Source organism: Glaciecola sp. MF2-115, from assembly GCF_047250385.1.
GTDB lineage: Bacteria > Pseudomonadota > Gammaproteobacteria > Enterobacterales > Alteromonadaceae > Glaciecola.
Window position 1 is genome coordinate 242805 of the sequence record NZ_JBLBVM010000054.1, and the last position, 25368, is coordinate 268172.

A 25368-nucleotide genomic window follows, 5' to 3' on the forward strand; every position below is an offset into this window, starting at 1 on the left:
TCATACAGCGGATGCATTGATGCACCCGCAGCACTATTGTGAAGATTTTATTGCTGTATTAAACAATGAATTTTGCGGCTACGTAAAACTCACTTCTCAGCGTAAAGTTGACTTCTACTGATCGAAACATCAATTCGAACAATATTCCCTGAACGCGAAAACAGCATCTTACTGAAGCTTGAATCAAGTTCATTGCTTAACACGCTATGGTTTTGGCCATCAACAGTAGTAATTGTGATGCTTGTATCCTCGTCATTCGTTAAGGAATAAACGATCGGCACTTGGCACCAGGTAAAGGCAAGGCGTTCACTTTCGAGCTCAATGCTCTGCCAAGTATCACTAACATCAAGGTATCGGAACTCATTGGCTTCGGTTGTGAACTCTTGAGCTCTCAACAAGAATGGATCGAAGCTAACCCTACCGTCAGAGACAAAGCAACCAAGCTCTCCCATACGAGTTATTAGCTCTTCTTTAACTTGACCTGTCATACCTGGCTGCTGTGCTCCAGCATGCTTTGGAGTGTGTGAATAAGGATCGGCTGGGAACGCGCCATATTCTTCAGGTGTTTTATTAAAACCAATGCCTTCACGTACTTTATAGTAGCGTGCAATTAAGGCTTGTGATGTATGTGATTTACCCTGCTTATTAAAACTTTGAATAGCCACTTCCTGAACAGCAAGGAGCAGCTTAGATACCATGTGCCAATAAATACATCCTAAACCTTCAAATCCAAACATCCCGCCAGAGCGGCCGGTGAATGCGCTATGATTGAAAACTGATTCGTAAATCTTTAGTAAGGTTTTCAACGCACTATCATTGGCGAAATCTGGGTATTCTTCAACGATTGAAGGCCAAAGTGCTTTAATAGCATTCGCGTTGGTCAACTCGCTAGCGAATCGATAGTTGTGGTCGGCATCGTGTTTAATCAACCTATAATCGCCGTTCTCCAGCATATGAGTTAACAGTGGATGACTGCTAACGTCGTGCTTTGGAACACAGTTTTTATTGATAAAACTCTGTTGTTTTCGATCTGGGTACAACATGAATGTTTTTTGATCTTCTCTATACATTTCGCTCGCATATAAAGCATCCATAACCTGCAAAGCTCGCTCTGGGCTTAATGCGCCAGAACTTAGGGCCGCCACCTGCCCTTCTAACATCTGATTTAAATGACTAACCTTGAGTGATGCTTGGTCAATATCAAGAATATTGTAGGCATGGTATAAACCCGATTCATCATAGTTAGCTTCTATACTGCGCTCTATTAGAGGCTTCGCCGCAGACAGCAAAGCTTTTAATGCGTCATTACTGAGTGATTTTTTGCTGAAATCACCTGAATGCTGATACATGTTTTCGCGATAATTACTGGCTAAAGTACCCAGGTCATGGAGGATTGAAAATTGCAAACTAGGTGGCACAGAACCTTGGCTCAATTGTTCATTCGCCTTTTGCAAAATAGCCGTCGTTCCGGTCAACCAATCTGCAACTTCCGCTGTCAGCAAAAACTGCTTGTTTGAAGCTTCCACAGACTCCAGTAGTTGACTAAAGAAAGATAAATAACGATTTAGATAACACAATGTCACCATCGATAAGCCTTGGCCAACTAACGCGTTATTAGCATCATTCCATTCAGGGCGTTGGGTGTTTAACCAAATTCCACCATCTATAACCAAGTTACTTAATTTACTTAACAGTGGGATGAATAATTTTTCAACGAGTGAGACTTGATATACTTGACCATTCGCATCCAATACTAACTTGCCGTCTGCGCCAATGTTTTCGACATTGCGTTCAATGACTTCTGACAGTTCATTGTCGAACAAAACTGTGTCTTTCGGCGAATCAATGATCGCATTTAGTGGTTTAATGCGATACGGAACGTTCGCATAGCTGTAAACCGATTGTTCGAGCAATGAAGCTAATTTGCCAGGATGGAAGTTATTTGATGACTCCAGCAGTTTAAGCAAGTAAATGATTTGGTGATCGCCCCAGTAGCCAATATAACTCCAAGGATCATCTGGCTCTTCAACTTCCCAATCAATACCTTGTTTCGTGATGCGGTATGGGTTGTAACCATCCAGCGTTGAGGCGTTCACGAATTTCGCGATAATTGATTCAATAAATGATGGATAGCTAAGCGTCAAGGCTTCCCAGTTTTGGAATATATCTCGCCAATTGCCTTGGTATGACAACAGTGGCTGTCCTCTGTCATCTTTTAACTCAATGGCAAATTGATTCCACGGGCGGCTCGGATCACCGTGGCGGCGACCGAAAGTAATGGGTAAATACTCGTATACTAATCTGCTCAACTGTTTGTCGCGCAACTCATCGATGAATGACATGAGAACATCCACACTCACATCTTCTGGCAGATGTTCTAAAGCGTCTTTGTTACTTTGATAAACGTGATTATTAAAGTGCTTCAAAGTATTGAGTAGATCAGTACGTGAAATCTGATATTGGTCTGAAAAAATACCGCCACGAAGCACATTAAACAGGGTGTTTGCATAATGGTGCAATGAAACATCCTCTTCACCGCTCACTTGAAAACCATCAGCTGCAGCCATGATGCGGGCTAAATTATCATTCCCCTGCAGAAATGATTGATGCAGCTTTTCAGCTAATTCAACTTTGTTTTCTAAGGCATGTTTTAGCGCAACCACATCCGCTTGGTCCTTTTCGACATCAACATTAATGGACCAACGTTCTTCGCCTAAAGCCGGTAAATTCAATTGGCTGTGCACGATATAAGAACTGCGAACACCACGAGTGTGCTCGACAACCTTAGGCGTTTTACCCGCTTTAAATTCCTTAAAACTATTAGCATTTAAATGCACGGTGGAGTTTGCTAAGCCCAGACGAAAAACTGTATTTGCCCGAAGTGACTCAACCGGCTCAGCTCGATCGGTAATGGCAGAGTAAAGAGTGAATAACGCTAAACCGGTTTGGTCATCTACTTCAGTCCATTTGTAGGCGTCAACCAAGTTACTTGATTGCGATTGTGTAAAACGAGGGGTGCCTGCAGGAAGAATATTCTGTAAACCATCCAGTATTTCTAAAGAACAATCTTGCTCTGCCAGATTTTCTAATTTACATTGTCTGCTAATGCCGAACTCACTCGAAAACTGCCAAGAGTAGCGAAACGCGAGTTGCAAATCGTAATTAATCTCTTCAAAGCAAAGTACATTGCCCAATAAGTTTTTGTACAAATTACGGCTGACTTGGTATCTGTCGTCGTGCTCCCGATTATACGGTTCCCAATAAACACTTTGACCTGATGTTAGCAAAACCTTAACGATAGTTTTTGGTCCAGTATGCGGCGTGCACTCATACAATTTGTCTACGGTCTCATAAGGAAAAACCGCTTTATCAGGTGACACTCTACCCATAGTCAAGCCACCGGTTGAGCCGGCAAAAAGCCAGTGATCTTGATCAGAAACCACACTGATAAAAAATGCAGGCATTTGATCGACATCACTAATTTTGTAATAGGTGTCACCATCCATTTTTACGAATGTACCTTCCACGCCCTTCTTTCTTGCTTCTTTGCTATCGTTGAATGACTCAATACTCATATCAAAACTCTCTTATTGATTCGGCTCATGGCTTAGGGCTAGAACGTACCCTAAGATTTAGAAGAAAATGCCGCTTGTTTGTTTCGCGCAACTTGTTTTTCATAAGTTACTGCATATGCAGTTCAAATAGTCCATCTGGCAATTGATAGCAAGCCAAATAAGTTAAAACGGACTGTTTTAGGGACAAAGTGATTCGTTGAATTATTCATTTATCCCCCTTTATTAAAGGTAAAACGAGCTCGGTTAGAAAATCAAATCGGAGCTCGAAATTAGATAATCCACTTTATCTCTGTAGGTGACCAACTTACCGCATTTGTTAAAAATTGATTAACATTTATGCTAAAAATGTTACAAATTAGTTGCGTGTTGTTGATTTAGCGCTCGTAATTAACCAACTTTGGCTAGCGCATCTTTGTTCTAGGCAGCGTGAATATTAATACGGAGAAAACCATGGTGAAAAGAGACTTTAGCTCGTTGTCCAAGATATGCGCGGCGACCATTCTCTCGCTTTCCTTAGCAGGATGTGGGGGAGTTGATACGACTGATACTGATATAGCTGTCATCGATACAGCTGTGCCGGTAAGCGACTGGGAACTAGTGTGGAGCGACGAGTTTGATGGCGACGCTGTTAACATGAACAACTGGTCTTATGAAGTGAATTGTCAAGGTGGCGGCAATCAAGAGAGACAGTGTTATACAGATGATCCTGCAAACTCGTTTGTAAGTGAAGGTATGCTAAACATTGTGGCTTTGCCTGCTCCTGAGGGATCACAACTGCCCTACACTTCAGCTCGAATTAACACGAGCGAGAAGTTTGATTTCACTTATGGCCGAGTTGAGATGCGCGCGAAGCTTCCTTCTGGTCAAGGTTCATGGCCTGCATTTTGGATGTTGTTCAGCGATGGTGTTTACGGTGATACATGGCCGACATCTGGCGAAGTGGACATCATGGAGGCTGTTAACTTAGGTGTTCCTAGAGCTGATGGCACTCCACAAACACAAATTTACGGCACATTGCATTACGGTAAATTGTTTCCGAATAATGAACAGTCAGGCAAAGAGTACACACCACCTAATGGTGTTAATCCTGCTGATGGTTTTCATACCTATGCGATAGAGTGGCAAGAAGGCGAAATCCGCTGGTATATGGATGATTATTTGTTTGCGACTCAAAGACAATCTGATGTTCGCTATAATAGCCAAGGTGAGCCAGTCGGATTGAAACATCGCGGTTGGTACGTTCCGGGATTCGATCCAGTGACAGGTGAAGAGAAAAACTTTTATAACGCCGCACCTTACGATCAAGACTTTTTCCTCATATTAAACTTAGCTGTTGGTGGAAGTTGGCCTGAAAATGTAAATGAAGGTGGTATTGACGCCGATGCATTTGCAAATGGCCAATCTTTTGAAGTTGATTACGTACGTGTTTACGAATGTAGCTTGAACCGCAGAACTGGTAAAGGTTGTGAAACTGTTCGTCCTGGTTACGATAGCCTAGACGATGCATTAGTAGAAGGCACTGCGCCATCTCCTACTCCTCCACCTCCTGCTGTTGCAACTCCAATTACTATCTTCGCTGACGCGGTTAATCCAGGCTGGCCTTTATGGGACTGCTGTGGCGGTACCACGCCTGAAGTTGTTATGGATGATGCTGAACACGGTGCGGTAGCAGAGTTTCAAATCCTAGATAATGCTGGAACGGTACTCGGTTTTTATAGCCGTGATGCTGGCGAACCTTTCAATGCTTCAGGAATGCTCACAACAGGTAGCCTTAAATTCGAAATGAAAGTGGTTAGTCCACCAAGCAGCGACACTACTTGGTTGTTAAAAGTTGAAGCGGATAACAATACATCGTTTGCTGAATTGCCCCTCAGTGCAAGTACTGAAGGTGAAGTCCCAGCAACGGGCGAATGGCAAACTTATACATTCCCACTACAAGCTTTGTCTGACGCTGGTTTAGATATTAGTAACATCGACGTTATTATGATTTTCCCCGCTTGGCAAACAGGTGGCGGCGCGATCTACCGCGTAGACAACGTAACAATAGCACCAGATGGCGAGCAAACGTTCCCAGAATTGGTTATGTTTGAAGATGGTATAAATCCAAGCTGGCCATTATGGGATTGCTGTGGTGGAACAACTCCTTCAGAAGTATCAGACGATGCAGATCGCGGTATTGTTGCTGAGTTTGAGATTTTAGATAACGCTGGAACGGTATTAGGCTTTAACGGTCGTGATGCAGGTTCAGCCTTTGATGCCTCCGACTTACTTACGGTTGGCGTACTGCAGTTTGATATGAAGTTAGTAAGTGCCCCTTCTTCTGATACCACTTGGTTATTGAAAGTGGAAGCTGATGGCAATACCTCATTTGCTGAAGTAGAGCTAAGTTCAAGTACTGAAGCTCAAGCACCAGCTGTAGGTGAATGGCAGACATATACATTCCCATTACTTGCTTTATCGGACGCAGGTCTTGATGTCAGCGCTATTGATATTGTAATGATATTCCCAGCATGGCAAACAGGTGAAGGCGCGGTATATCGAGTTGATAATGCAAAAATCTACAACCCAAATGCAGGTTCAGGCGGCCAAAGTGGACCAGTACTAGCAGGCTTCGTAGATGGTGTTAATCCAGAATGGCCTTTGTGGGACTGTTGTGGCGGTACTACACCAACAGTTGAAGTTGATGACGCGGCACACGGCGCAGTTGCTGAGTTCCAAATCTTAGATAATGCAGGCACAGTGCTTGGCTTCTATAGCCGCGATGCTGGCAGCCCATTTGATGCAAGCTCGATACTAACGACAGGTGTGTTGCAGTTTGAAATGAAGGTGGTTAGCGCGCCTTCGTCTGACACGACTTGGTTATTGAAAGTAGAAGCTGATGGCAACACGTCATTCGCTGAAGTTGCTTTAAGTGCAAGTCAAGAAGGTCAAGCACCTGTTGAAGGTGAATGGCAGACATATACTTTTGACTTGTTAAGCTTAAGTGACGCAGGTTTAGACCTAGGTGCAATTGACGTTATCATGATATTCCCAGCTTGGCAGACCGGTGCAGGCGCAGTCTATCGTGTTGATAACCTTTATATCGGTAACCCTTCTGACATAGATGGTTCGAACAGTGGTGGTTCAGGCGGCGGTGACAATGGCGCTGTTGAAACATTGTTTGCTGACCAAGTGAACGAAGGATGGCCATTATGGGATTGCTGTGGCGGTACTACACCGACAGTTGAAATGGACGATGAAGCACACGGTGCGACAGCTCAATTCCAAATAAATGATAATGCTGGAACGGTACTTGGCTTCTACAGCCGTGATGTTGGTACTCCGTATAACGCTGAAGATATTTTAGTAAATGGTAAGTTTCAATTTGAAATGAAAGTGGTTAGCCCTCCTTCTGGAGAGACAACTTGGTTACTGAAAATTGAAGCTGACGGAAATACCTCATTTGCAGAACTTGCATTAAGCGCAAGCAATGAAGGTGCAGCACCAGTAACAGGTGAATGGCAGACTTATACATTTGATTTAATTACATTATCTGATGCCGGTTTAGATGTAAATGCTATCGATGTTGTAATGGTCTTCCCAGCTTGGCAAACAGGTGAAGGCGCAGTATACCGTATCGATAACGTGATCTTTACTGAACAGTAAAAGATTCACTTACCCGATTATTAAAGGAGTCCCAGCTCGTTACAGTTTGAATTAGATAATGAATTTAATTGTAACGAGCATAAGCTGGGACAAGAAAGCATACAGAATAAAAGTAGGTCAATAATGAGACACACTAAATTTTCAAAAAAACGGTTGTCAGCCACCATCTCAATGTTATTGAGTACAGCTGTCATTAGCCCCGCTATTGCGCAAGAAGTTGATGCTGACGAAGTCGCAAGTGGACAAGTTGAAGTTATCGAGATTCAAGGTATTCGAGGCAGTTTAGCTCGTTCACTTGATATAAAGAAAAACTCTTCTGGAATCGTTGATGCGATTTCTGCAGAAGAAATGGGAAAATTCCCTGACACTAACCTAGCTGAATCTTTACAGCGAATTACGGGTGTAACAATTAGCCGTAATAACAACGAAGGTAGCCAAATTACTGTTCGTGGTTTTGGTCCAAGCTTTAACCTAATCACTTTGAATGGTCGTCAGATGCCTGGTACAGGTAACTCACGCTCGTTTGCCTTAGAAAACCTAGCATCGACTGGCGTTAGTGCACTTGAAGTTTATAAATCAAGTCGTGTTGATGTACCGAGTGGTGGTTTAGGTGCAACGGTTAATATTATTACAGCCAAGCCATTAGCGAGTCCCGGATTAAAGTACTCTTTCTCTGCTAAAGGTATTTATGATCAGTCAAACGTTGCAGGTGATGATGTATCCCCTGAGTTTGCAGCTCTATATAGCCAAACATTCGCTGATAATACTATTGGTGTCTCACTTTCTGCTTCATATCAGGAACGTGATTTCCAACAGCAAAGTGCGAATATTCCGGGGTGGCAAGCGAATACAGGGCCATTCAATTCTGCGACAAGTTTCGTTGACCCTCGCCCAGATGCAGCAGATGAAGACGCTGATTTAGCGCAGGATCCTGTGCGCGATGGCAAAGTAGGCAATACCTTTTTACCTCGCCAAATCTCATATGATATATATGACAACCAACGTCAGCGCACCAATGCACATTTAACCTTGCAATATGCGCCAACTGATTCAATGACTTTTACCGCCGATGCGATGATAGCTGATACGGAACAAGCCGTTGAAGGTTATGGTTTTGGTATTTGGTTTAACTTTGGTGGCAACGTCAACAGTTATGAACTTGATGAAAACGGAACTGCGATTCGCTTTAATGAATCAGATAACGATTTCGCTCATTCGCGCTCGGCATCAACAACTGTTACTGAACAGCAATCAATTGGTTTCAATTGGGAATGGATCGTATCCGATACATTAGAGCTAGAACTTGATTACCATGATTCTAAAATTGAGATTGATAATGGTCGCGACAAAGGCACTAACGCAGCGTCACTGTTAATTCTAGGCCCTAACAATATTGTAAATAAAACCTACGACTTTACGTCTGGTGGAGTTCCAAACTTCGATATCGTTTGGCCAAATGGAGAAGATGAGGCGCAAGCGGGCGATTTTGATCCTTTGTTTGCTCAGTTTTCTCGCGGCATGGGTGAGTCTAGTGTAGAGCAATTGCAGTTACATGGTGTGTGGTTACCCGTTGAAGATATGTTCCTAACCAAGGTGAAATTCGGTGCTTCAATGACCGAACAAACTTTTGGTGGACGCTCAGGGTTTAGTGGCAACCAAGGTCCGAATGGCTACAATGGCAACCAAGCTATCTTCCCAGATAGCATGTTTACCAGAAAAGATACCGGTGACTTACTAGACGAATTCACTGGCAGTGGCGGCTTAACAACCGACTATTACTATGACTTCAATTTAGCAGAAGCACTTGGTCGCATGGCCGGATATTTCCCTGGCTTTACGACTGATCCGTTCAACTCTGCAGGTCAAACATCTCAAGTACTATTGACTGAAGAAACAGAGTCAATTTACGTAACCACTGAAATGTTCTTCGAATTCTCAGACATGATACTTGATGTGAATGCCGGTCTTCGCTATGAACAAACTGACGTGCTAAGTACTAACTTGCAACGAGCAGAAGACTTCTTAGTTTGGTCCAACCCAACAGAATGGCAACTTCGTTTCCAAGAAGGCGGAGATACTTCAGTATCAGGTGGCGCGGACTATGATGTTCTCCTTCCTGCAATCGATTTGCGCTTAGAAGTAATGGAAGATATGTTCGTAAGAGCATCTTGGGGTAAGTCAATTACTCGTTCTTCTCTTGGTTCATTGATCGCTGGTCGCTCATTATCACCTAACCCTAAACCAGGCAGCCGAACAGGTTCAGCCGGTAATCCAGGTTTGGAACCTTATGAAGCGACTAACTTTGATTTGGCTTGGGAATGGTACTACGCGGATAGTAGCTACACATCAATCGGCTATTTCCGTAAAGACGTGAAAAACTTCATTTCTAACGGTCTTAACACTGTGACGTTTGATGGTTTACGCGACCCCTTCATTGGGCCTCGCGCAAATACAGCTCTTGCTCAGTTAGAGGCAGAAGGAACGCAACCGACTGTTACTGCAATTTGGGAGCGTATCATTGAAAATGGCGGCGGTGTAGACGATGCATGTTGTCAAACGCAAATCGTTCGTCAAAATGAAGATGACCCATTGGTTGAGTGGTTAGTAAACCAGCCAGTTAACAACCCTGAAGGTCAAGTTGTTGATGGTTTCGAAATGGCTATTCAGCATATGATTGGCGAAACTGGTTTTGGTATTTCAGTAAATGCTACGGTCGTTGATAGTGACTCTGCATACGATGTAAATAGCTTAGCCGTTCAAGCACCATTAACTGGCGTGAGTGACTCTGCTAACTTCCAAGTATTCTATGAAGATGATCATTGGTCAGTGAAGTTGACTCATACATGGCGTGATAGTTATTTGTTAGGTGTAGGTCAAGCGCAAGGTTCAGCTGATGCTCCTCCGCAGTTTGTTGCTGAAACCAATGTCACTGACTTTAGTGTGAACTATGACATGACTGAAGAACTCACGTTCTACCTTGAGGGCTACAACATTACGAACGAAGTTGAAGAAGGTTACGGTCGTTACCGCAATCAGTTCCTCTTTGCTCGTCAATATGCACCTCGTTATGCTTTGGGAGCACGTTACACGTTCTAATTTAGGAACGTTCCAGAGGAAAATAGAACGAAAAAAGCCGATTTATCGGCTTTTTTTTTACCTATTTGTTGAATGATACGTAATAGATTTCATCGAGTATTCGCGTTAGATTATAGTTTGCAGTAGTATCGAAGCGCGTTTCTTATATTAAGAAATTTAAGGCAAGGCAATGGATAAAAAAATCAAACGAATCGTTATACTTGGTGGAGGCTCGGCTGGCTGGCTAACCTGCGCAGTAATCGCTGCCGAACACTGTGCGAATGCTGAAAACGGTATACAGGTAACCTTGGTTGAATCACCTGATGTAAAACCAATCGGTGTTGGCGAAGGCACATGGCCGACGATGCGCGGAACGTTAAGAAAAATAGGCGTTCGTGAAACTGATTTCTTCAAAGAGTGTGACGCCTCATTTAAGCAAGGTGCCAAATTTGCTAAATGGGTGACGGGTGCCGACGATGATGCTTACTATCATCCACTCGTGTTACCACAAGGCTATAGCGAAGTTAACTTAGTGCCCTTTTGGAATGAAAATGCTGATCGCGTTTCCTTTGCCGATGCAGTGTCATTTCAGGGGCAGTTGTGTGAACACGGACTTGCCCCAAAACAGAATACAACGCCTGAGTATGCGCATATTGCCAATTACGCGTATCATCTTGATGCGGGTAAATTCTCGAGTTTTCTGCAAAAGCATTGCACCACAAAGTTAGGTGCGAAACATATTTTAGATCATGTGGTCAGCGTCAATAGTCATGATAACGGGGATATCCGTTCACTCACGACCAAACAACATGGCGAGATTGAAGGCGATCTATTCATTGATTGTTCTGGCTTTAAGTCCATGTTACTAGGCGAGCATTACGGAATTGAATTTCTTGAATGCAAGTCAGTGCTATTCAATGACACTGCACTCGCTGTTCATGTTCCTTATCCACGTTTCGATAGCCCAATTGCATCACACACCATTTCTACCGCGCAAAAAGCGGGCTGGATTTGGGATATTGGTTTACCGACTCGTCGCGGTGTGGGTTACGTTTTCTCTAGCGCACATACAACAACGGCCGCAGCGGAAGATGAGCTTCAGCGTTATCTCGATGGTATCAAAGGTGACAATGCTGGCCAATTGAGCCCACGTAAAATTAATATTAATCCTGGTCATCGCAAAGTATTTTGGCATAAGAACTGCGTTGCAGTAGGTTTGTCAGCAGGATTTTTGGAGCCTTTAGAGGCTTCGGCACTGGTATTAGTTGAACTTTCGGCAGCGATGATCAGCGAACAACTACCAGCCACCCGCAATGTAATGGACATTGTCGCAAAACGCTTTAATGAAAAGTTCCAATATCGCTGGGATCGCATTATCGATTTCTTGAAGTTACATTATGTCCTCACAAAGCGCACCGACAGCGACTATTGGATTGATAACTGTCGTGAAGAAACTATCCCTGATGGCTTATTAGAATTGTTAGAATTATGGCAACATCAGTCACCTTGGCACCATGATTTTACGCATGTTGACGAAGTTTTCCCCTCTGCCAGCTATCAGTATGTGCTTTATGGCATGGGTTTTCATACCGATCAGCAGCTCACGGCAAAACAAGCACAAAATACGAAAATGGCCCACCAGCATTTAATGAAAAACCAAGAGCTCACGCGTAAACTGGTAAATGGTTTGCCAACGAATCGTGACTTAATTGAAAAAATAAAGACATATGGTCTTCAAATGGTTTAAGCCATTTTTACACCCTATGAATTTCTAAAATAATAATAAAAGAGAGTTTTTATGGCGAAGCACCAACCACTAGATAATGTGACACACAAAGACCTTAAGGTGAATACATCACATCACCCAAGCATGCTTGATAACGATAGTTACGCCCGCGTAGTACTTTCAGAATTAGCTTTCGCTCAAGCTGATTATCCCTTATTTTTGCGCAAAAATGGCGAAACTGGGAAGTTTGAAATCATTGCAATGCTAGGTTTGAAGGAACAAGAAAATTTATTCGTTGATGACAAGGGATGGCATGCGCAATACGTACCGTTGAGCATTAGGCGTCGTCCATTTTTAATTGGTTTCCAAGGCTCTGATAACAACCAACCGACTGTTCATATTGATATGGAAAGCCCAAGAGTGAATGAGTCGGAAGGTGAACAAATATTTATGGCACAAGGTGGCCAAAGCCCATACTTGCAAAATATAAACTCCATCCTGCAAGCCCTGCATGAAGGTCTACCTCAAACCGATACCTTTGCTGATTTATTGCAACAAGAATCGCTCATAGAGCCGGTAACACTCAATGTCGAGCTAAATAGCGGTGAAAAGCTCTCTATTGGTAGTTTGTACACCATTCATGAAGAAAACGTCGCTGAGCTTGATAAAGAAGCCTTAGGTCGCCTCCACCAGCATGGTTACTTACATGCTGTTTATATGATGATAGCGTCGGTGCAGAACGTAACGAAACTGATTGAAAGAAAGAATCAACGTGACTGAGACAAAGCTGCCAGTAAGCAATAGTATTCCTGAAGTTAAACTAGATTGCGCTCAGGACTTCCCCGACGATATTGTTGAGGCTGGACTGCCGACTGTATTGAAAGGATATGTTGCGAACTGGCCAATTGTCGAAGCTGCGCTGAAATCGCCAAGTGCGGCGGCAGATTATATCAGTTCATTCTACAACAAACGTCCAGTTCACCTAATGCAGGCAGACTCTATTTGTAAAGGGCGTCTTTTTTATAACGAAGCACTTAATGGGTTTAACTTTACTCGTTCGCAAGTTGATTTAAGTGCAGTAATGCAGGAAATCCTAGCCACGGCTGATGACGTAAACTCATCGACTCGATATGTTGGATCAACCGCAGTTGATCACATTATGCCTGGGTTTAGAAATGAGAATGACATAGAACACTTGTCAAATAAAGCACTCATTAGTATTTGGATAGGTAATCAAAGTCGTATTTCTGCTCACTACGATGCGCCAGACAATATCGCCTGTGTTGTGGCTGGAAAACGTCGCTTTACCCTTTTCCCACCTGAGCAAATTGAAAACCTATATGTTGGACCGCTTGATTTTACACCCGCGGGCCAATCGGCGAGTTTAGTGGATTTTCATAAACCCGATTACGCGCGCTTCCCGAAATTCAAGGAAGCATTAAAGCACGCATTCGTGGCCGAATTAGAGCCCGGTGACGCGATATATATCCCCAGTATGTGGTGGCATCATGTAGAAAGCCTAGCGCCGTTTAATATCTTAATAAACTATTGGTGGCGACAAGTTGAAAACTTTGTGGGTGTGCCAAATGATGCCCTTTATCACGCGCTACTTAGCATCAAATCATTACCTAAAAATCAACGCCAAGCATGGAAGCACTTATTCGATCATTATGTGTTTGAACCCGATGAGCAAACGCATATTCCAGATGAACGAAAAGGGATATTGAGCCCGCTAAAAGACTCAACAGCGCGCCAATTAAGAGCGATGCTGATCAACAAACTGAATCGTTAGGTTAACTTCAAGCAAAATAATGGCTGCAGAATTACTCTAAAAATAGTAATTAATCCCAAGCCCCCCACTGTGACCAAAGGCATCTCGAGAAATATTCATTTGAATCCCAAAGTTCTTTGAAATTCTCTTGTGACTTGATATTTCGTAAGTTACTTGGTTGCTTTGTCCTGCAATTCGGCTTATTTCATATCCCAAGGAAATGTGTATTGGGATATTCGAAGTTAAACTCCCCACAATATTCACTTTGGGCGTCACTTGAAAACTACCATTGTCTTCCACATTGTTACGAATACTGGCCTCAACACCATATTGCAGCCAGAAGGAGCCAGAAATATGCATGTTATCGCCAATATAGCCTTTTGCAAAAAAGAGACTGGCAAAACGTTCGGTGTCTAAATAGACGCTTTCATATCCAAGGTGCATTGCCCATTCGTGCTCATCATCACCGTACAAGCCGGTTTTACCAATTTCACTCTTGTAAACATCAACAAGATCAAGCTTGCGTAGTCTCAACTCAGGAGAAACTATAAGCTCAGTTTGCAAGAATACGAGCTTTCCTCCTTGCGCAACATCATCTGGCTTATCGGTTTGATTATAGTGGGCAGGCCTGAACTTTAAGTTAACACCATGAATACCATTCAGGTTCAGATATTCACCACCAAACATGATGGGTGAGCGACTTAGAAGGTTTTTCTCTAAAAACGGCGATTGGCTTGATTTCTTTCGTAACGGGAAACTCAAGCGAAGCTTTTTGATATTATCGAAAAACTTTTTATCAGTATCTTCATCCAAGTGAGCATATGCGTATACCGACAAAACTTCAGCTAAATCAGCATCAATCGTTTTCGCAATTTCACGCACAGGCGCCTTGCTGTCATCTAGTTGTGAGAGAGTATATTGAAGTTGCCCTTTTTCCTCTTCGGAAAGAGCATAATATTGACTAGAAAACTTAGTCTTATTGGAAGGTAAATAACTTGAATCCGCGATCATATCGTTATTGTTTAGGTACTCTATCAAATGCACTGGATAGAACAGCGGCTTGAATGACATCTCGGGCAACTCAGATGAAGCCTGAATAAATTTCAAAATTTCATAAGCGCAATTTCTATGAGTAAAGTAATAGGTAAAGTGCATAGATTCTAGTTCTAGCAAGTGCAGCGCTAAAAGCTTTTGGGTATAGGGATCTAACTTAAGTTTATACTCATAAATATCACGACCTTCTAATTGAGAATAGCTGTGAGCCTGCTTATAGTATGATGTCTCTTTGTATTCGGTTGTATAAGATCCCCACAATCCCTTAAGCATATACGCAACAGGATTCTCACCCTCAGGAACAGTAGCACCAATGTTAAAAGTAGCGGATTTTAGATTTGCTTGACCTTGATCTAATTTGATAAACATGTGGCCAAAATATGAAGCTGGATTTCCCATATAACCAGCAGCAAAAATGATTGAAATGTTTTGAAGATTATCCAACTTAGACGCTATGGAAGGACACTTATTGAAGTTTGTTGGAGGCAAAGTGTTTACATGTGCTTGCAAGACTTCATAGGTGGCAGGGAACTGACAGTAATACTCTTCAACTAGGTTTTGCTTTGATAGTTCTGCCAAATAGGCAAGTGTTGCTTCGATTTCTTCTGATGGACGGAAATATTGTGTTGAAGAACTGAACAGCTTTCGATTAGTAAATTCAGTTTTGAAAATGCCATTGGATGTTTCGGAAGCGTGAAGCAGCCTGACAAATTGCTTGGTAAAATTAGTGTTAGATTCTGAGCTTTGGCTGTGGAAAGCCAAAATAATTAATAGAAAGGCCGATAATAATCGGCCTTTTATTTGGTGCCAAATCATGGGCTAAACGTTTGTAGAACAGCTTTTCGCTGCTTGTGTTCCCATAATATTTAGGTACATATTTTCAGCTTTTTCAAGACGAGTTTTATCCGTATTGTCTTGATCAATCATCATTTCGCGCACTTCTTGAGTCAATGCAGTGCTTGAGTCTGTATCACAAGACATAATTGATGAAAGAGTATCGATAAACTGCCCCTCGCCTTGAACAAAATTTTGCTCAAGTGATTCGTAAGTTTCATTGATAAAAACAGCAGTTGCATATTCAGAACCGCTGCAGGTTTCAGGACTAGCGGTTGCAGAAATTACAGCAGTAGTACCAACATCCCATATTACGTTAGACGTAACAGCCGCCCATGGTGTTGATGCAAACAAAGCTGCTCCAATGCCGCAATCTTTATAAGGGTTAGGACCGTTTTGAGCCATTACTGCTGAAGAGCAAGCTAGGGATAAAAGCGACACTAGTATTAATTTTTTCATTAAGAATCCTTGTTGTTTTTTATGATTTAATAGACCAGTTTCCTTGGGCCAAGGTAAAATATTGCATAATCATTTTTCGAAAGCAATAGCAATGAATACGAAAACTGATTGCAACGAATTGAAATGTATATAATTTAGACTATTTCACCACGGCGCTCGATCAATTCTTCTTTAATCTCATGTGCCTTATCTTCAGTAATATCGTACTTCCACATGATCAATATCGCCAGTGCTGCTGTGCTAGAAGGAATAATGATATCGGCGAGTCGTAAATTGGTCATCGTTTCCACCGTTTGACTAGCAACACCTGCATCAAAACCAACAAACTTCAGAACTACACCACCCAATATTAATGCTAATGCCTGACCTAATTTCACCATCAGCCAATAGATTGCAGCAAAGGTGCCTTCCTTGCGCGGCATGCCATTTTTCAATTCATCTAAATCGCATACATCAGCGGTCATGCTCAGCATAAGGGTAAATAAACCACCGATCCCGAATGACATCAAAGGAATTGGCATGAATATCATCCACGGGTTTTCGGGGTTGAAGCCATACCATTTCAATGTATAGCCAATAATGGAAAGCACTGTTGAAATGATAAACGCATTGCGTTTGCCCCATTTATTAGCCATCCAACTGACAACAGGAATGACAAGAAAAGCAGTCACAAATGCACTCACTGTTGAGAACCACGCGGGCCACGAACCAGTAGCACCATAATCCCCATCAAACATATGAAATACAATGATGAAGTAACTAAATGAAGAGACTAGCATAAAGCCATTAAACACGAAGAAAGTAGCTCCGCACAGCCTCACAAATGCTGCATTTCTATAGGCCTGCCCGATACTTCGAAAAACGCCCATCACATTGCTCGATAGTGCTCTAAAAGAAATCTCGGCTCTACTTTCAATTTGCGAACTATCAATTCCTTTGCAGAATAGGCCAGGAACGATACCAAGTACAATACAAACACCGGCAACATATATGGAAAGTTGCCTGACTCCTTCGGCCTGACTCTCAAATAAATCAGGGTCGGCGATCATGACCCAAAACCACGGCACAATCATCCATGCTATTTGCCCCATAAATTGAGACACAGCCATTAAACGCGTCCGCTCTTTATAGTCAGCTGTCATTTCGTAGCCTAAGCCAACAAATGGCGTAGCGAACATCGTATTACCGATAGTGAAGGCCATTGAAAACAACAAGATATACCAGAATGTATAGTTTTGAGAATTTTCAGGGTCTAGCTGCCATAGCAAGGCGAAGCAAGTCCCACTGAGGATTGCACCTACTACGATATATGGTCGGCGTCTGCCCCATCTTGACTTCGTGTTGTCTGTGATGAAACCCATGATTGGATCTGTGATTGCATCAAACAAGCGAGGCAAGCCCCCTAGTAAGCCAGCTAATACAGGGTCGACACCAAATGCTGTTATTAAGAAAAATGCAAAGATGCCTAAAGAGGCGGGTAACAAGTTGAGTACCAGTGTGCCTGTTCCATATGCGGCTTTTTCACCTAGAGGGACGCGATCTTTTTCTGCAGTTTCGTAATGCGACATTTTTGTATTCAGCTTAAGTTGTAAATGGAATGTAAATATATGTCATTTGAATGTCATTTTCTAAAAAAACTGGCTATAAATCGGTAACTTGAACTTTTTACGCGGTGGCTTGGACAAAACCGAAAAGCGACATTAATCTTCCTGCAAAAGTAAGGTCGCAATTGGCCATTTTGGGTCTGCCCCCTAAGATCCTAATTAACCTATTTAAAGTCCACTTAAACTCAAATGGCTTGTCTCTAGCAGTGGAAAAAGCTGTACTTACCGGCTATTTTTACGTTCAGATTCAGTTTAAATGGCATTACAATTCAATATCATTTTCATTTTTATAATTCGTTAGTTGTCAATTACAGGCTGTACACATGATAAAACAACAGAGCAAATCACACTTCCCCAAACCCGTATTCGAACCAATGATAGATGGTCAGTGGATTGGTTTAGGCATTGCTTATGGTTCTTATCGTGACGGCGAAAACCCGCATGATGGCAGCGTGTCTTCCGAAAAAGACATTCTCGAAGATATGAACTTGTTAACCAAGAACAGCAGTTTGTCATGGAATCTTATTCGTATGTACGGCGCCGACCCTGCAAGCGAGCAAGTACTCAAAACCATTAAAAAGCATAAGCTACCAGTAAAAGTAATGCAGGGAGCATGGCTTTCGTCTATTCAAACTGAAGAGCAAAATGCACAACAAATTTCAGAAGTCATCCGGCTCGCTAACGAGTACGAAGGCATTGTTGTTAGTGTCAATTTAGGTAACGAAATATTTGTCGATTGGTCTGCACATAAGTTTGAAGTAAGCGAAATTCCCATGTATCTAAATTGGGTAAAAGAAGTAAAGGCAGCGGTGAGCGTGCCTGTCACCCTTGCAGATGACTATAATTTTTGGAATAAGCCTTGGAGTCAGGAAGTTGCCCAAGAACTTGATTATATTGTGTTACATGCTTATGCCATGTGGAACTCACAAACGCTTGAGAATGCCGTACCTTGGACTGAAAAAACTTATCATGACATTTGTGCATTGCACCCAAGCAAACAAATAGTACTCGGTGAATCTGGCTGGGCAACCAACTCTGATAATAGCAATGGTGATGAAAGTTTGATCATTGCTGAAGCCAGTGAAGAAACGCAAAGTATTTTTTTCCATGCCTATCGCCAGTGGTTAGATGAAAACCGCATCGTTTCGTTCTATTTTGAAGCGTTTGATGAGAAATGGAAGGGTGGTGAAGACATGGGCGACAATATCGCTGAGAAAAACTGGGGCGTCTTTCGTTCAGATAGAACGCCCAAGCTTGCGATTCAATTATAATCCGACATTTCTCGGTCTTAGTTAATTAATTGCTTTGCAAAACCAGTTTGAGTGTTCTATTTAAATAAAATAGGCCCCAATGTTTTTCAGGTTCATTCGGATCATCCGAGCCCTTCCAAGGTTCGTCAAAAGCTTCAAACACGAAAGTTAATATTTTTTCGCTATTCGTCCATTCCATCAGTTGACGATAATACTCAGCTTGCAGTTCAACTGACGCATTCCAAGCCTCAATACCACAACCATTCGACTGCGTTGTCCAGCCTGCCTCTGTTATTACAATAGGCACATCAGGATGACATTCTTGTACCGAGTAATAATTTTGCTTTGTGTATTCCAAGGCATTTTCAATACTTTGATATTCCCAAACCGGGTATGTGTGAATTGAAATGAAATCGAGTTCAGCAACCAAGGGCATCAATTTATTGGTCCATGGTACGTAGTTTTCGCAAAACGTCACAGGTACATCAATTTCGCTTTTAATGCGTTGCGCGAATTCGATTAGGCGCTCTACGGGGACCATGTGATCGGTCCAATCAACACTAGCTTCATTGCCAATTGATACGGCTATCACATGCTTTGGATAACGACGAGTTAAGTCGATTAAACGCTCAATATCATCATCATTTTTTTTACGATTGAGCGCCAATTGCTCTTCGCTATACTCCGCTCCCCACGGACAGTTTGGGTTGCTTACTTCAGCACATATATCCACCCCAAGCATTAACGAAAAATCGAGTTCTTCTTGGGTAATAACCGACAACACCGTTTCAGCGTGCTGACTACAGTCGTATAAGCGCAAATAAGACCAATCTGATAACAATAATAAGTCTTCTTTAATTTCTTCGTAAGTGGGATAGATGTCCTCTCTCGGATTCTGCCCTTCTCTATAGCCTGAATAGCAAATAGCATTTGCGTGGGTTCGGCCAAGCATTTCCTCAAGCACTGTTAGTGGCCTACTCTCATTTGGCATATTTATGCTTTCCATCTTTATCGAGAACGCCCCAATATGCGCCTACATCTCCTTCATCCGCAACCTTCCAGTCTTCATCGAATGATGAAAAATAGAATAGTGGAATGTCTTCTTTCTGCGTCCAATGATAAGCATTAACAAAATAACGAAGTGCATTTTCGTATGAAGGCACTGCAGCTCTGTCAGGCGAGCCTTGATCTGGCCAACCTGTTTCGCTTATGACAACCGGCTTGCCATTCGCCACTTTGACGGCGCGGTGATACATTTCTTTCATATATGTAAGAGCATGCTCTGCTGGGTAGCCTTCCCAAAATGGATAGCAGTTTGCAAAAATCACATCACAAGCTTCGGCGACTGGCGGGTGATCTTCAAACAAGAAATAAGCATCAACATAGCCTACCGGAATACCCGGAGCACCTTGTTTAGCGCGATTAATATAGTCAACTAACTGCTGCTCGCTCATCTCTTCGCGTAGCATGACTTCATTTCCAACTGCCAACATATCGGCATGACCTGCTTGGGCTATCTTAATCGCGTTTTGAAGTTCTTTTTCATTGTTAGCGAAGTTATCATCCAACCAAACGCCAACCATTGTTTTAAGGCCGTATTCAGCCGCAATTTTAGGAATTAGCTCGTTTCCTTCAGTGCATGAAAAGGTTCTGATCCACTCAACGTAAGGTAGAATTAATTGAATGCGTTGATGAATTTGTTCCTCGGTAATTTGCGTTCCCGGGCCCTGCCCTGCGATATAGGGGCTAAATGATAAACCATGGATCTTGTTATCGAGTAGACTTTTCGCTTCTGCCTGCAACTGTGGAATCGTTAATTGCGCTGCATTTAGTTGCTTGTTTCGATAATATTTTCCAGACATAGTCATCTCAATTTAGTGGTTCAGTTGTGAATGTGCAAACGGTGCATTCTTCTGTTACGGCTCTGACAGTTGTGATAGTGCCGACAGCTGTAATAGTGCCAACAGCTGTAATAGTGCCGAAAGCTGTATCAGTGCTTTAAAAGTTTGAAACGAGTATAGCTAAAGTAGCAAAGCAAAAGATTTACTATGCGATATTAGGTATGCCAAATGCGATGAATGGGAAATGAAGATGCTTTTACAAGATTCTCAGATAACAATTTAGCGTATTTAGAGGGTTTAAGGGCATTAAAAATGGGAGACTCAACAAAAGCTAAAAGTTATGCCAAGAGGATGTGGGACATTATGGAGCCTATGAAAGACGCGGCAAAACACGAACAATATCATTTACTTGTTGGGTTAATTGCGGCTGAGGATGAAGACTACAAAGCTGCAGTAGAAAGCTTTGAAAGATCAGACCATACAGACATTTATGAGAAGTATCACAAGGCGTTAGCCTACCACAAGATGCAAGACTCAGAGAAAGCAAGCAAGCTGTTTATGGAGTTAAAAGATTTTAACTTTAATCAAGTTGATTACGCTCTCATCAGAGCGGATACAATTGCCATGGCAAACAAAGTTCAATGAGTACAAAATTTTGATTTATAAAGCCAGCTTCATTGTAAGCTGGCTTTTTTGTCACGTTATCTAATAGTATTTCTAAGCCCCAGTGAATAGTTAAATAGCTCAAGAAGTTCTTGCGCTTATAATTTTGCTGATGCCGTAAAATGGCGCACCCAACTAGATTCGAACTCATCGTTTTTAATTGTGGTCTGCGAGTAATTCCAGACTCTACATCTAACTTTCATTCCAAAGATTCAATTACAAATATCGCCAAACGGTAAGTGTGAAATAAATTAGAGTTAAACTGAGCTTTGTTATATCTTAGAGCTACGGTCGTCAGTCTTAATAGTTTATCCAAAGCCAAAAAGGGAATTTGCTTTTAATATGAATGCATATAGCGACAAAAAGATATATATGAAACTCACGGTAGCTTCATGTATTTTGCTTTGCTTCTTATTACTGTCTTGTCAGCCCAAACCTCATGATCATATTTTAAGAGTATCTGTCACTAACTGGATAGGTTATATGCCTCTTTTTTATGCAAAAGAAAAAGGATTACTCGAGAGCATTAACGTTAAACTGATCAACGCAGTCTCGTTAAGTGAGAATATGTATCTTTATAAAGCGGGAAACTCTGATGCTTTTGGTGGCACGCAATACGAGCACTCAATTTTAAAAGCGCAATTCCCAAGTCTTGTTCCCATTATGTTATTTGATCGCTCAAATGGCGGTGACATGGTAATGAGTAATCAAACTATTTCTTCTCTGCAAAATAGTGACGGTCAAATTGACACCTATTTAGAGATGGATTCAATTAATCTCATCGTATTAAATGATTTTATTCAAAAATTTAATATTGATGAAACCAGAATAAATTATATAGACAAAGACCAAAGCGAAATCTCGTCTCTACAATATATTAATCCGGCTCAAGCAACCCTTATTGTTACGTATATTCCTAATGACATAAAACTCAGAAACAATGGTTTTCAGGAATTGATATCTACAAAGAATGGCCTCGACCTTCTCGTATTAGGTGCCGTGTTTGCTCGTCAAGAAGAACTCATAGAACATAAGCAGCAATTCATTCAGTTAAAGGCAATCGTTGATGAGGCAATACTCTCACTTGAAGCCGATCCTAAAGAGTTTTATGAGACCATAAAGCCTTACTTCACAGAATTGAGCTATGAAGAATTTAACAAACAGATTAATGACATAGTATGGGTTAATAAGGACCTCGACCCATCGCTCAAGATGCGTTTGCAAGAGGCTTCATTTTCAATAAAAGACCTTTTATGAACCTAACAATTAAACAGCTTGTCATTAGTCTCATTTTTTTCATTGTAATTGTTATGTACTCTGTTTTTGGGAATCACTACTTTGCTCAACGAGATAATACCGCGCGGGTAATATCTAGTAGAATTCACAATGAGCTTTCCGAACTATCTTATTTATTATCGAAACACATTAAGAGTTCGCCTATTTCAAGCGCTCGACCTTTGCTCGACAGAAAAGCGGCTAATAATATCTACCTCAGTGCTATCGCTATTTTTGATAACGACCAACTCGTTATGACAACGGACCCTGGTTACTCTAAAGTTCCGACAAGTGCAGATCTGTATGTTGTGGCCCATGAAAGCAACTTCTCCTCGCTACAAACTATAATGGCGTTGAAAGAAAATGTTCACTACTACGAGGGTAAAAATCTTAGAAACTATACGCTTATTTTTTATCTTGATAAAAAAACGATAGAAACTGAATTTACACAGGTAAAACGCGACTTCTTGCTCCTTCTTGTTGTCATGCCCGTTTTTATCGTATTCGTTATTTGGATGGTTGTTGGTCGTCTTGTTGCTAAACCACTCGAAGTTTTGCGTCAATATGCTTATTACAATTCGCAGGTTCCATCGGCCTTCAAGGTTAAAGAAATCGAATACATTAGAGCATCAATGGTCCAAACGTTTAATCGTCTCGATCAAGAACGCAAAGAGCTCTTTAACCAAGCGCGAACCGACTCTCTGAGTGGTTTGGCAAACAGAAATTACTTACAGGAAAGAGTGGAGCAAATTATTGATTTGAGTGAGAGGGAAAATAAGGAATTTGCCTTACTATTCCTCGATCTCGATCACTTTAAAACGGTAAATGATTCATTAGGGCATGATATCGGTGATGAACTACTCAAGAGTATTGCAAAAACAATTCACGATATTTTGCGTGTAAATGATGTTGTGGCGCGCATTGGTGGAGATGAATTTGTCATTGTATTAACGCATTATAAGAATGAAATTGAGCTATATGAAATTATAGAACGCATTCAAACTCAATTGATGAAACCATGGTTAATAAAAACATTTCCGATCCACATTACAAGTAGTATTGGCATTACCGTTTACCCGAAGGATGGAAAAGACCTTTTATCATTAATGAAGAATGCAGATATTGCTATGTACGAGGCAAAGTCTCGCGGGCGCAGGAGCTATCACTTCTTCACAGAGAGTTTAAACATTAAGACTCAAGAATACATTGAGCTTACCAACGCCTTGCGACAAGCACTCAAGAATAGCGAGTATGAACTCTTTTACCAACCACAAAACGATGTGAAAAACGGTCAGATAATTGGGGCAGAAGCTTTGATCCGCTGGAACAAACCAGGTTCTGGGTTTGTTCCCCCGAACACTTTCATTCCTATTGCAGAAAAAAATGGTTTTATTATTGAACTTGGTGCGTGGGTACTCGAAACGGCTATTAAACAACTAAGAGAATGGCAAGACCAAGGCTTCGATTTAAAAATGTCGATTAATGTGGCACCGCAACAAATAAAACACCGTGACTTTGTAAGCCAGTTGGAAAGTCTTTTACTAGAGCATAAGGTTGTTGCAAAAAATGTGTTTTTAGAAATTACAGAATCTATATTTTTGGACGGTAGTAATGCCATTCATCAGACGTTTTCTGCAATTAAAAAGCTTGGCGTACAAATTTCATTAGATGATTTTGGAACAGGATACTCATCACTATCTTATTTGAAAAAATTCCCTATCGACATCATAAAAATTGATAAGGCCTTTTTAGATGATTACGCCACTGAAGATGGTTCGGTGTTCATTGAAACCATCCTGAATATGGCAAAGACGCTTAAACTAAAGGTGGTTGCGGAAGGAGTGGAAACACACTCTCAAGTTAGCTACTTACAAGGCTTAAGCTGCAATTACTATCAAGGTTACTTTTGCAGTCCTGCTGTCGAGATAGATGCTTTTAACAAGTTGTATTGTGAGCATAATAAGTGAGATTGGATTTAGAATGCGGTTGTGAGCTTGACTGTTTTTGAAGTGATCAAGTCATTTTGGTCATGGAGTTTTAGTATTGCCGATTTCTTTAAACTCAATTCACTTTTGCATAAATACGAGCAACAAATTGGCGTACCCGGCGAGATTCGAACTCACGACCTCTGCCTCCGGAGGGCGATCCCACGAACGCGGCTTAATTGGTGTAAATCAGAATTATTGGTTGTTTATAGTAAAGGTAGGGCTTGTAGCCAATTGGTGGGAGTGAACAAATTAGCTCTTTTAACACCGATTTAGTGAGCGCACAAAAATTTGGTCACACTTGGGGCACAGAAAAAGTGGCTAAATTAACCAGTTTGGTGTCCCACCAATGTTTATCCTTACCTTAAGGTTCATATTCATACTCACTAGAATAGCTTGAGAGCATCAATAGAACTGACTTGCGTTTAAAAAACTACACTACATGAGACTAAAAGAAAACCCATTAGTATTTGCAAGAGTTACCAGAGCTTCACTACAAGTCAACAGGTTTACTTAAAAACTCTGCAGAAAGCCATGGTCGCATCATATCTACGAGATATTGTTGTTCAAACCCTAGTCGGCTGTCAGCGGTCGTATCGCATGAGTTTGTAA

At 41.7% G+C, this 25368-nt stretch carries 14 protein-coding genes and 1 pseudogene; 9 read left to right on the forward strand and 6 right to left on the reverse strand.

Annotation, left to right across the window (positions count from 1 at the left end; all coding sequences use genetic code 11):
* Nucleotides 1–89: 89 nt before the first annotated feature.
* Nucleotides 90–3575 (reverse strand): hypothetical protein, encoded by a 3486-nt coding sequence (locus ACKLNX_RS13065; protein ID WP_412972680.1) that lies wholly within the window; start codon nucleotides 3573–3575, stop codon nucleotides 90–92.
* Nucleotides 3576–4025: 450 nt separating this feature from the next.
* On the opposite strand from ACKLNX_RS13065, the pseudogene ACKLNX_RS13070 reads away from it, so the two are divergent.
* From ACKLNX_RS13070 to ACKLNX_RS13090, 5 genes and pseudogenes are all read left to right on the forward strand, one after another.
* Nucleotides 4026–6668 (forward strand): annotated as a pseudogene (locus tag ACKLNX_RS13070) (family 16 glycosylhydrolase); the annotation flags it as partial.
* A gap of 675 nt (nucleotides 6669–7343) precedes the next feature.
* The gene (locus tag ACKLNX_RS13075) at nucleotides 7344–10316 is read left to right on the forward strand and encodes a TonB-dependent receptor (RefSeq protein WP_412972681.1); all 2973 of its coding nucleotides are present in this window, start codon (nucleotides 7344–7346) and stop codon (nucleotides 10314–10316) included.
* Nucleotides 10317–10485: 169 nt separating this feature from the next.
* Nucleotides 10486–12042, forward strand: coding sequence for a tryptophan halogenase family protein (locus ACKLNX_RS13080; RefSeq protein WP_412972682.1), 1557 nt, complete (start codon nucleotides 10486–10488; stop codon nucleotides 12040–12042).
* Between the two features lie 51 nt (nucleotides 12043–12093).
* Nucleotides 12094–12801, forward strand: a complete 708-nt coding sequence (locus ACKLNX_RS13085) for a SapC family protein (protein WP_412972683.1) — start codon at nucleotides 12094–12096, stop codon at nucleotides 12799–12801.
* The gene (locus tag ACKLNX_RS13090; RefSeq protein ID WP_412972684.1) at nucleotides 12794–13813 is read left to right on the forward strand and encodes a cupin-like domain-containing protein; all 1020 of its coding nucleotides are present in this window, start codon (nucleotides 12794–12796) and stop codon (nucleotides 13811–13813) included. The genes ACKLNX_RS13085 and ACKLNX_RS13090 overlap by 8 nt, the downstream gene beginning before the upstream one ends.
* 36 nt (nucleotides 13814–13849) lie before the next feature.
* Here the strand turns inward: ACKLNX_RS13090 and ACKLNX_RS13095 are convergent, their stop codons facing one another.
* The 3 genes from ACKLNX_RS13095 to ACKLNX_RS13105 form a co-directional block, all read right to left on the reverse strand.
* Entirely contained in the window at nucleotides 13850–15661 is a 1812-nt protein-coding gene (locus ACKLNX_RS13095) for a DUF4105 domain-containing protein (protein ID WP_412972685.1), read from the reverse strand.
* 3 nt (nucleotides 15662–15664) lie between these two features.
* Nucleotides 15665–16138, reverse strand: coding sequence for a DUF3015 family protein (locus ACKLNX_RS13100; RefSeq protein ID WP_412972686.1), 474 nt, complete (start codon nucleotides 16136–16138; stop codon nucleotides 15665–15667).
* Nucleotides 16139–16272: 134 nt separating this feature from the next.
* Complete coding sequence (locus ACKLNX_RS13105; protein ID WP_412972687.1) at nucleotides 16273–17706, reverse strand: MFS transporter; 1434 nt, start codon at nucleotides 17704–17706, stop codon at nucleotides 16273–16275.
* A 359-nt stretch (nucleotides 17707–18065) separates the two neighbouring features.
* Here ACKLNX_RS13105 and ACKLNX_RS13110 point away from each other — a divergent pair, with 359 nt between their 5' ends.
* Nucleotides 18066–19013 carry a glycosyl hydrolase family 17 protein gene (locus ACKLNX_RS13110; RefSeq protein WP_412972688.1) on the forward strand — a complete coding sequence of 316 codons (948 nt, stop codon included), beginning with the start codon at nucleotides 18066–18068 and terminating at the stop codon, nucleotides 19011–19013.
* Nucleotides 19014–19038: 25 nt separating this feature from the next.
* On the opposite strand, the gene ACKLNX_RS13115 is transcribed toward ACKLNX_RS13110, so the two are convergent.
* Nucleotides 19039–19983, reverse strand: coding sequence for a glycosyl hydrolase family 17 protein (locus tag ACKLNX_RS13115; RefSeq protein ID WP_412972708.1), 945 nt, complete (start codon nucleotides 19981–19983; stop codon nucleotides 19039–19041).
* A complete protein-coding gene (locus ACKLNX_RS13120; protein WP_412972689.1) occupies nucleotides 19973–20854 on the reverse strand; it encodes a glycosyl hydrolase family 17 protein in 882 nt (293 codons plus the stop codon). The genes ACKLNX_RS13115 and ACKLNX_RS13120 overlap by 11 nt, the downstream gene beginning before the upstream one ends.
* 216 nt (nucleotides 20855–21070) lie before the next feature.
* Between ACKLNX_RS13120 and ACKLNX_RS13125 the strand changes: the two genes are divergently transcribed.
* From ACKLNX_RS13125 to ACKLNX_RS13135, 3 genes are all read left to right on the forward strand, one after another.
* Nucleotides 21071–21478: a hypothetical protein gene (locus ACKLNX_RS13125; RefSeq protein ID WP_412972690.1), complete on the forward strand. Its 408-nt coding sequence runs from the start codon at nucleotides 21071–21073 to the stop codon at nucleotides 21476–21478.
* A gap of 390 nt (nucleotides 21479–21868) precedes the next feature.
* Nucleotides 21869–22753: a hypothetical protein gene (locus tag ACKLNX_RS13130; protein ID WP_412972691.1), complete on the forward strand. Its 885-nt coding sequence runs from the start codon at nucleotides 21869–21871 to the stop codon at nucleotides 22751–22753.
* Nucleotides 22750–24738 (forward strand): putative bifunctional diguanylate cyclase/phosphodiesterase, encoded by a 1989-nt coding sequence (locus ACKLNX_RS13135; protein ID WP_412972692.1) that lies wholly within the window; start codon nucleotides 22750–22752, stop codon nucleotides 24736–24738. The genes ACKLNX_RS13130 and ACKLNX_RS13135 overlap by 4 nt, the downstream gene beginning before the upstream one ends.
* The last annotated feature ends 630 nt before the right edge of the window (nucleotides 24739–25368 follow it).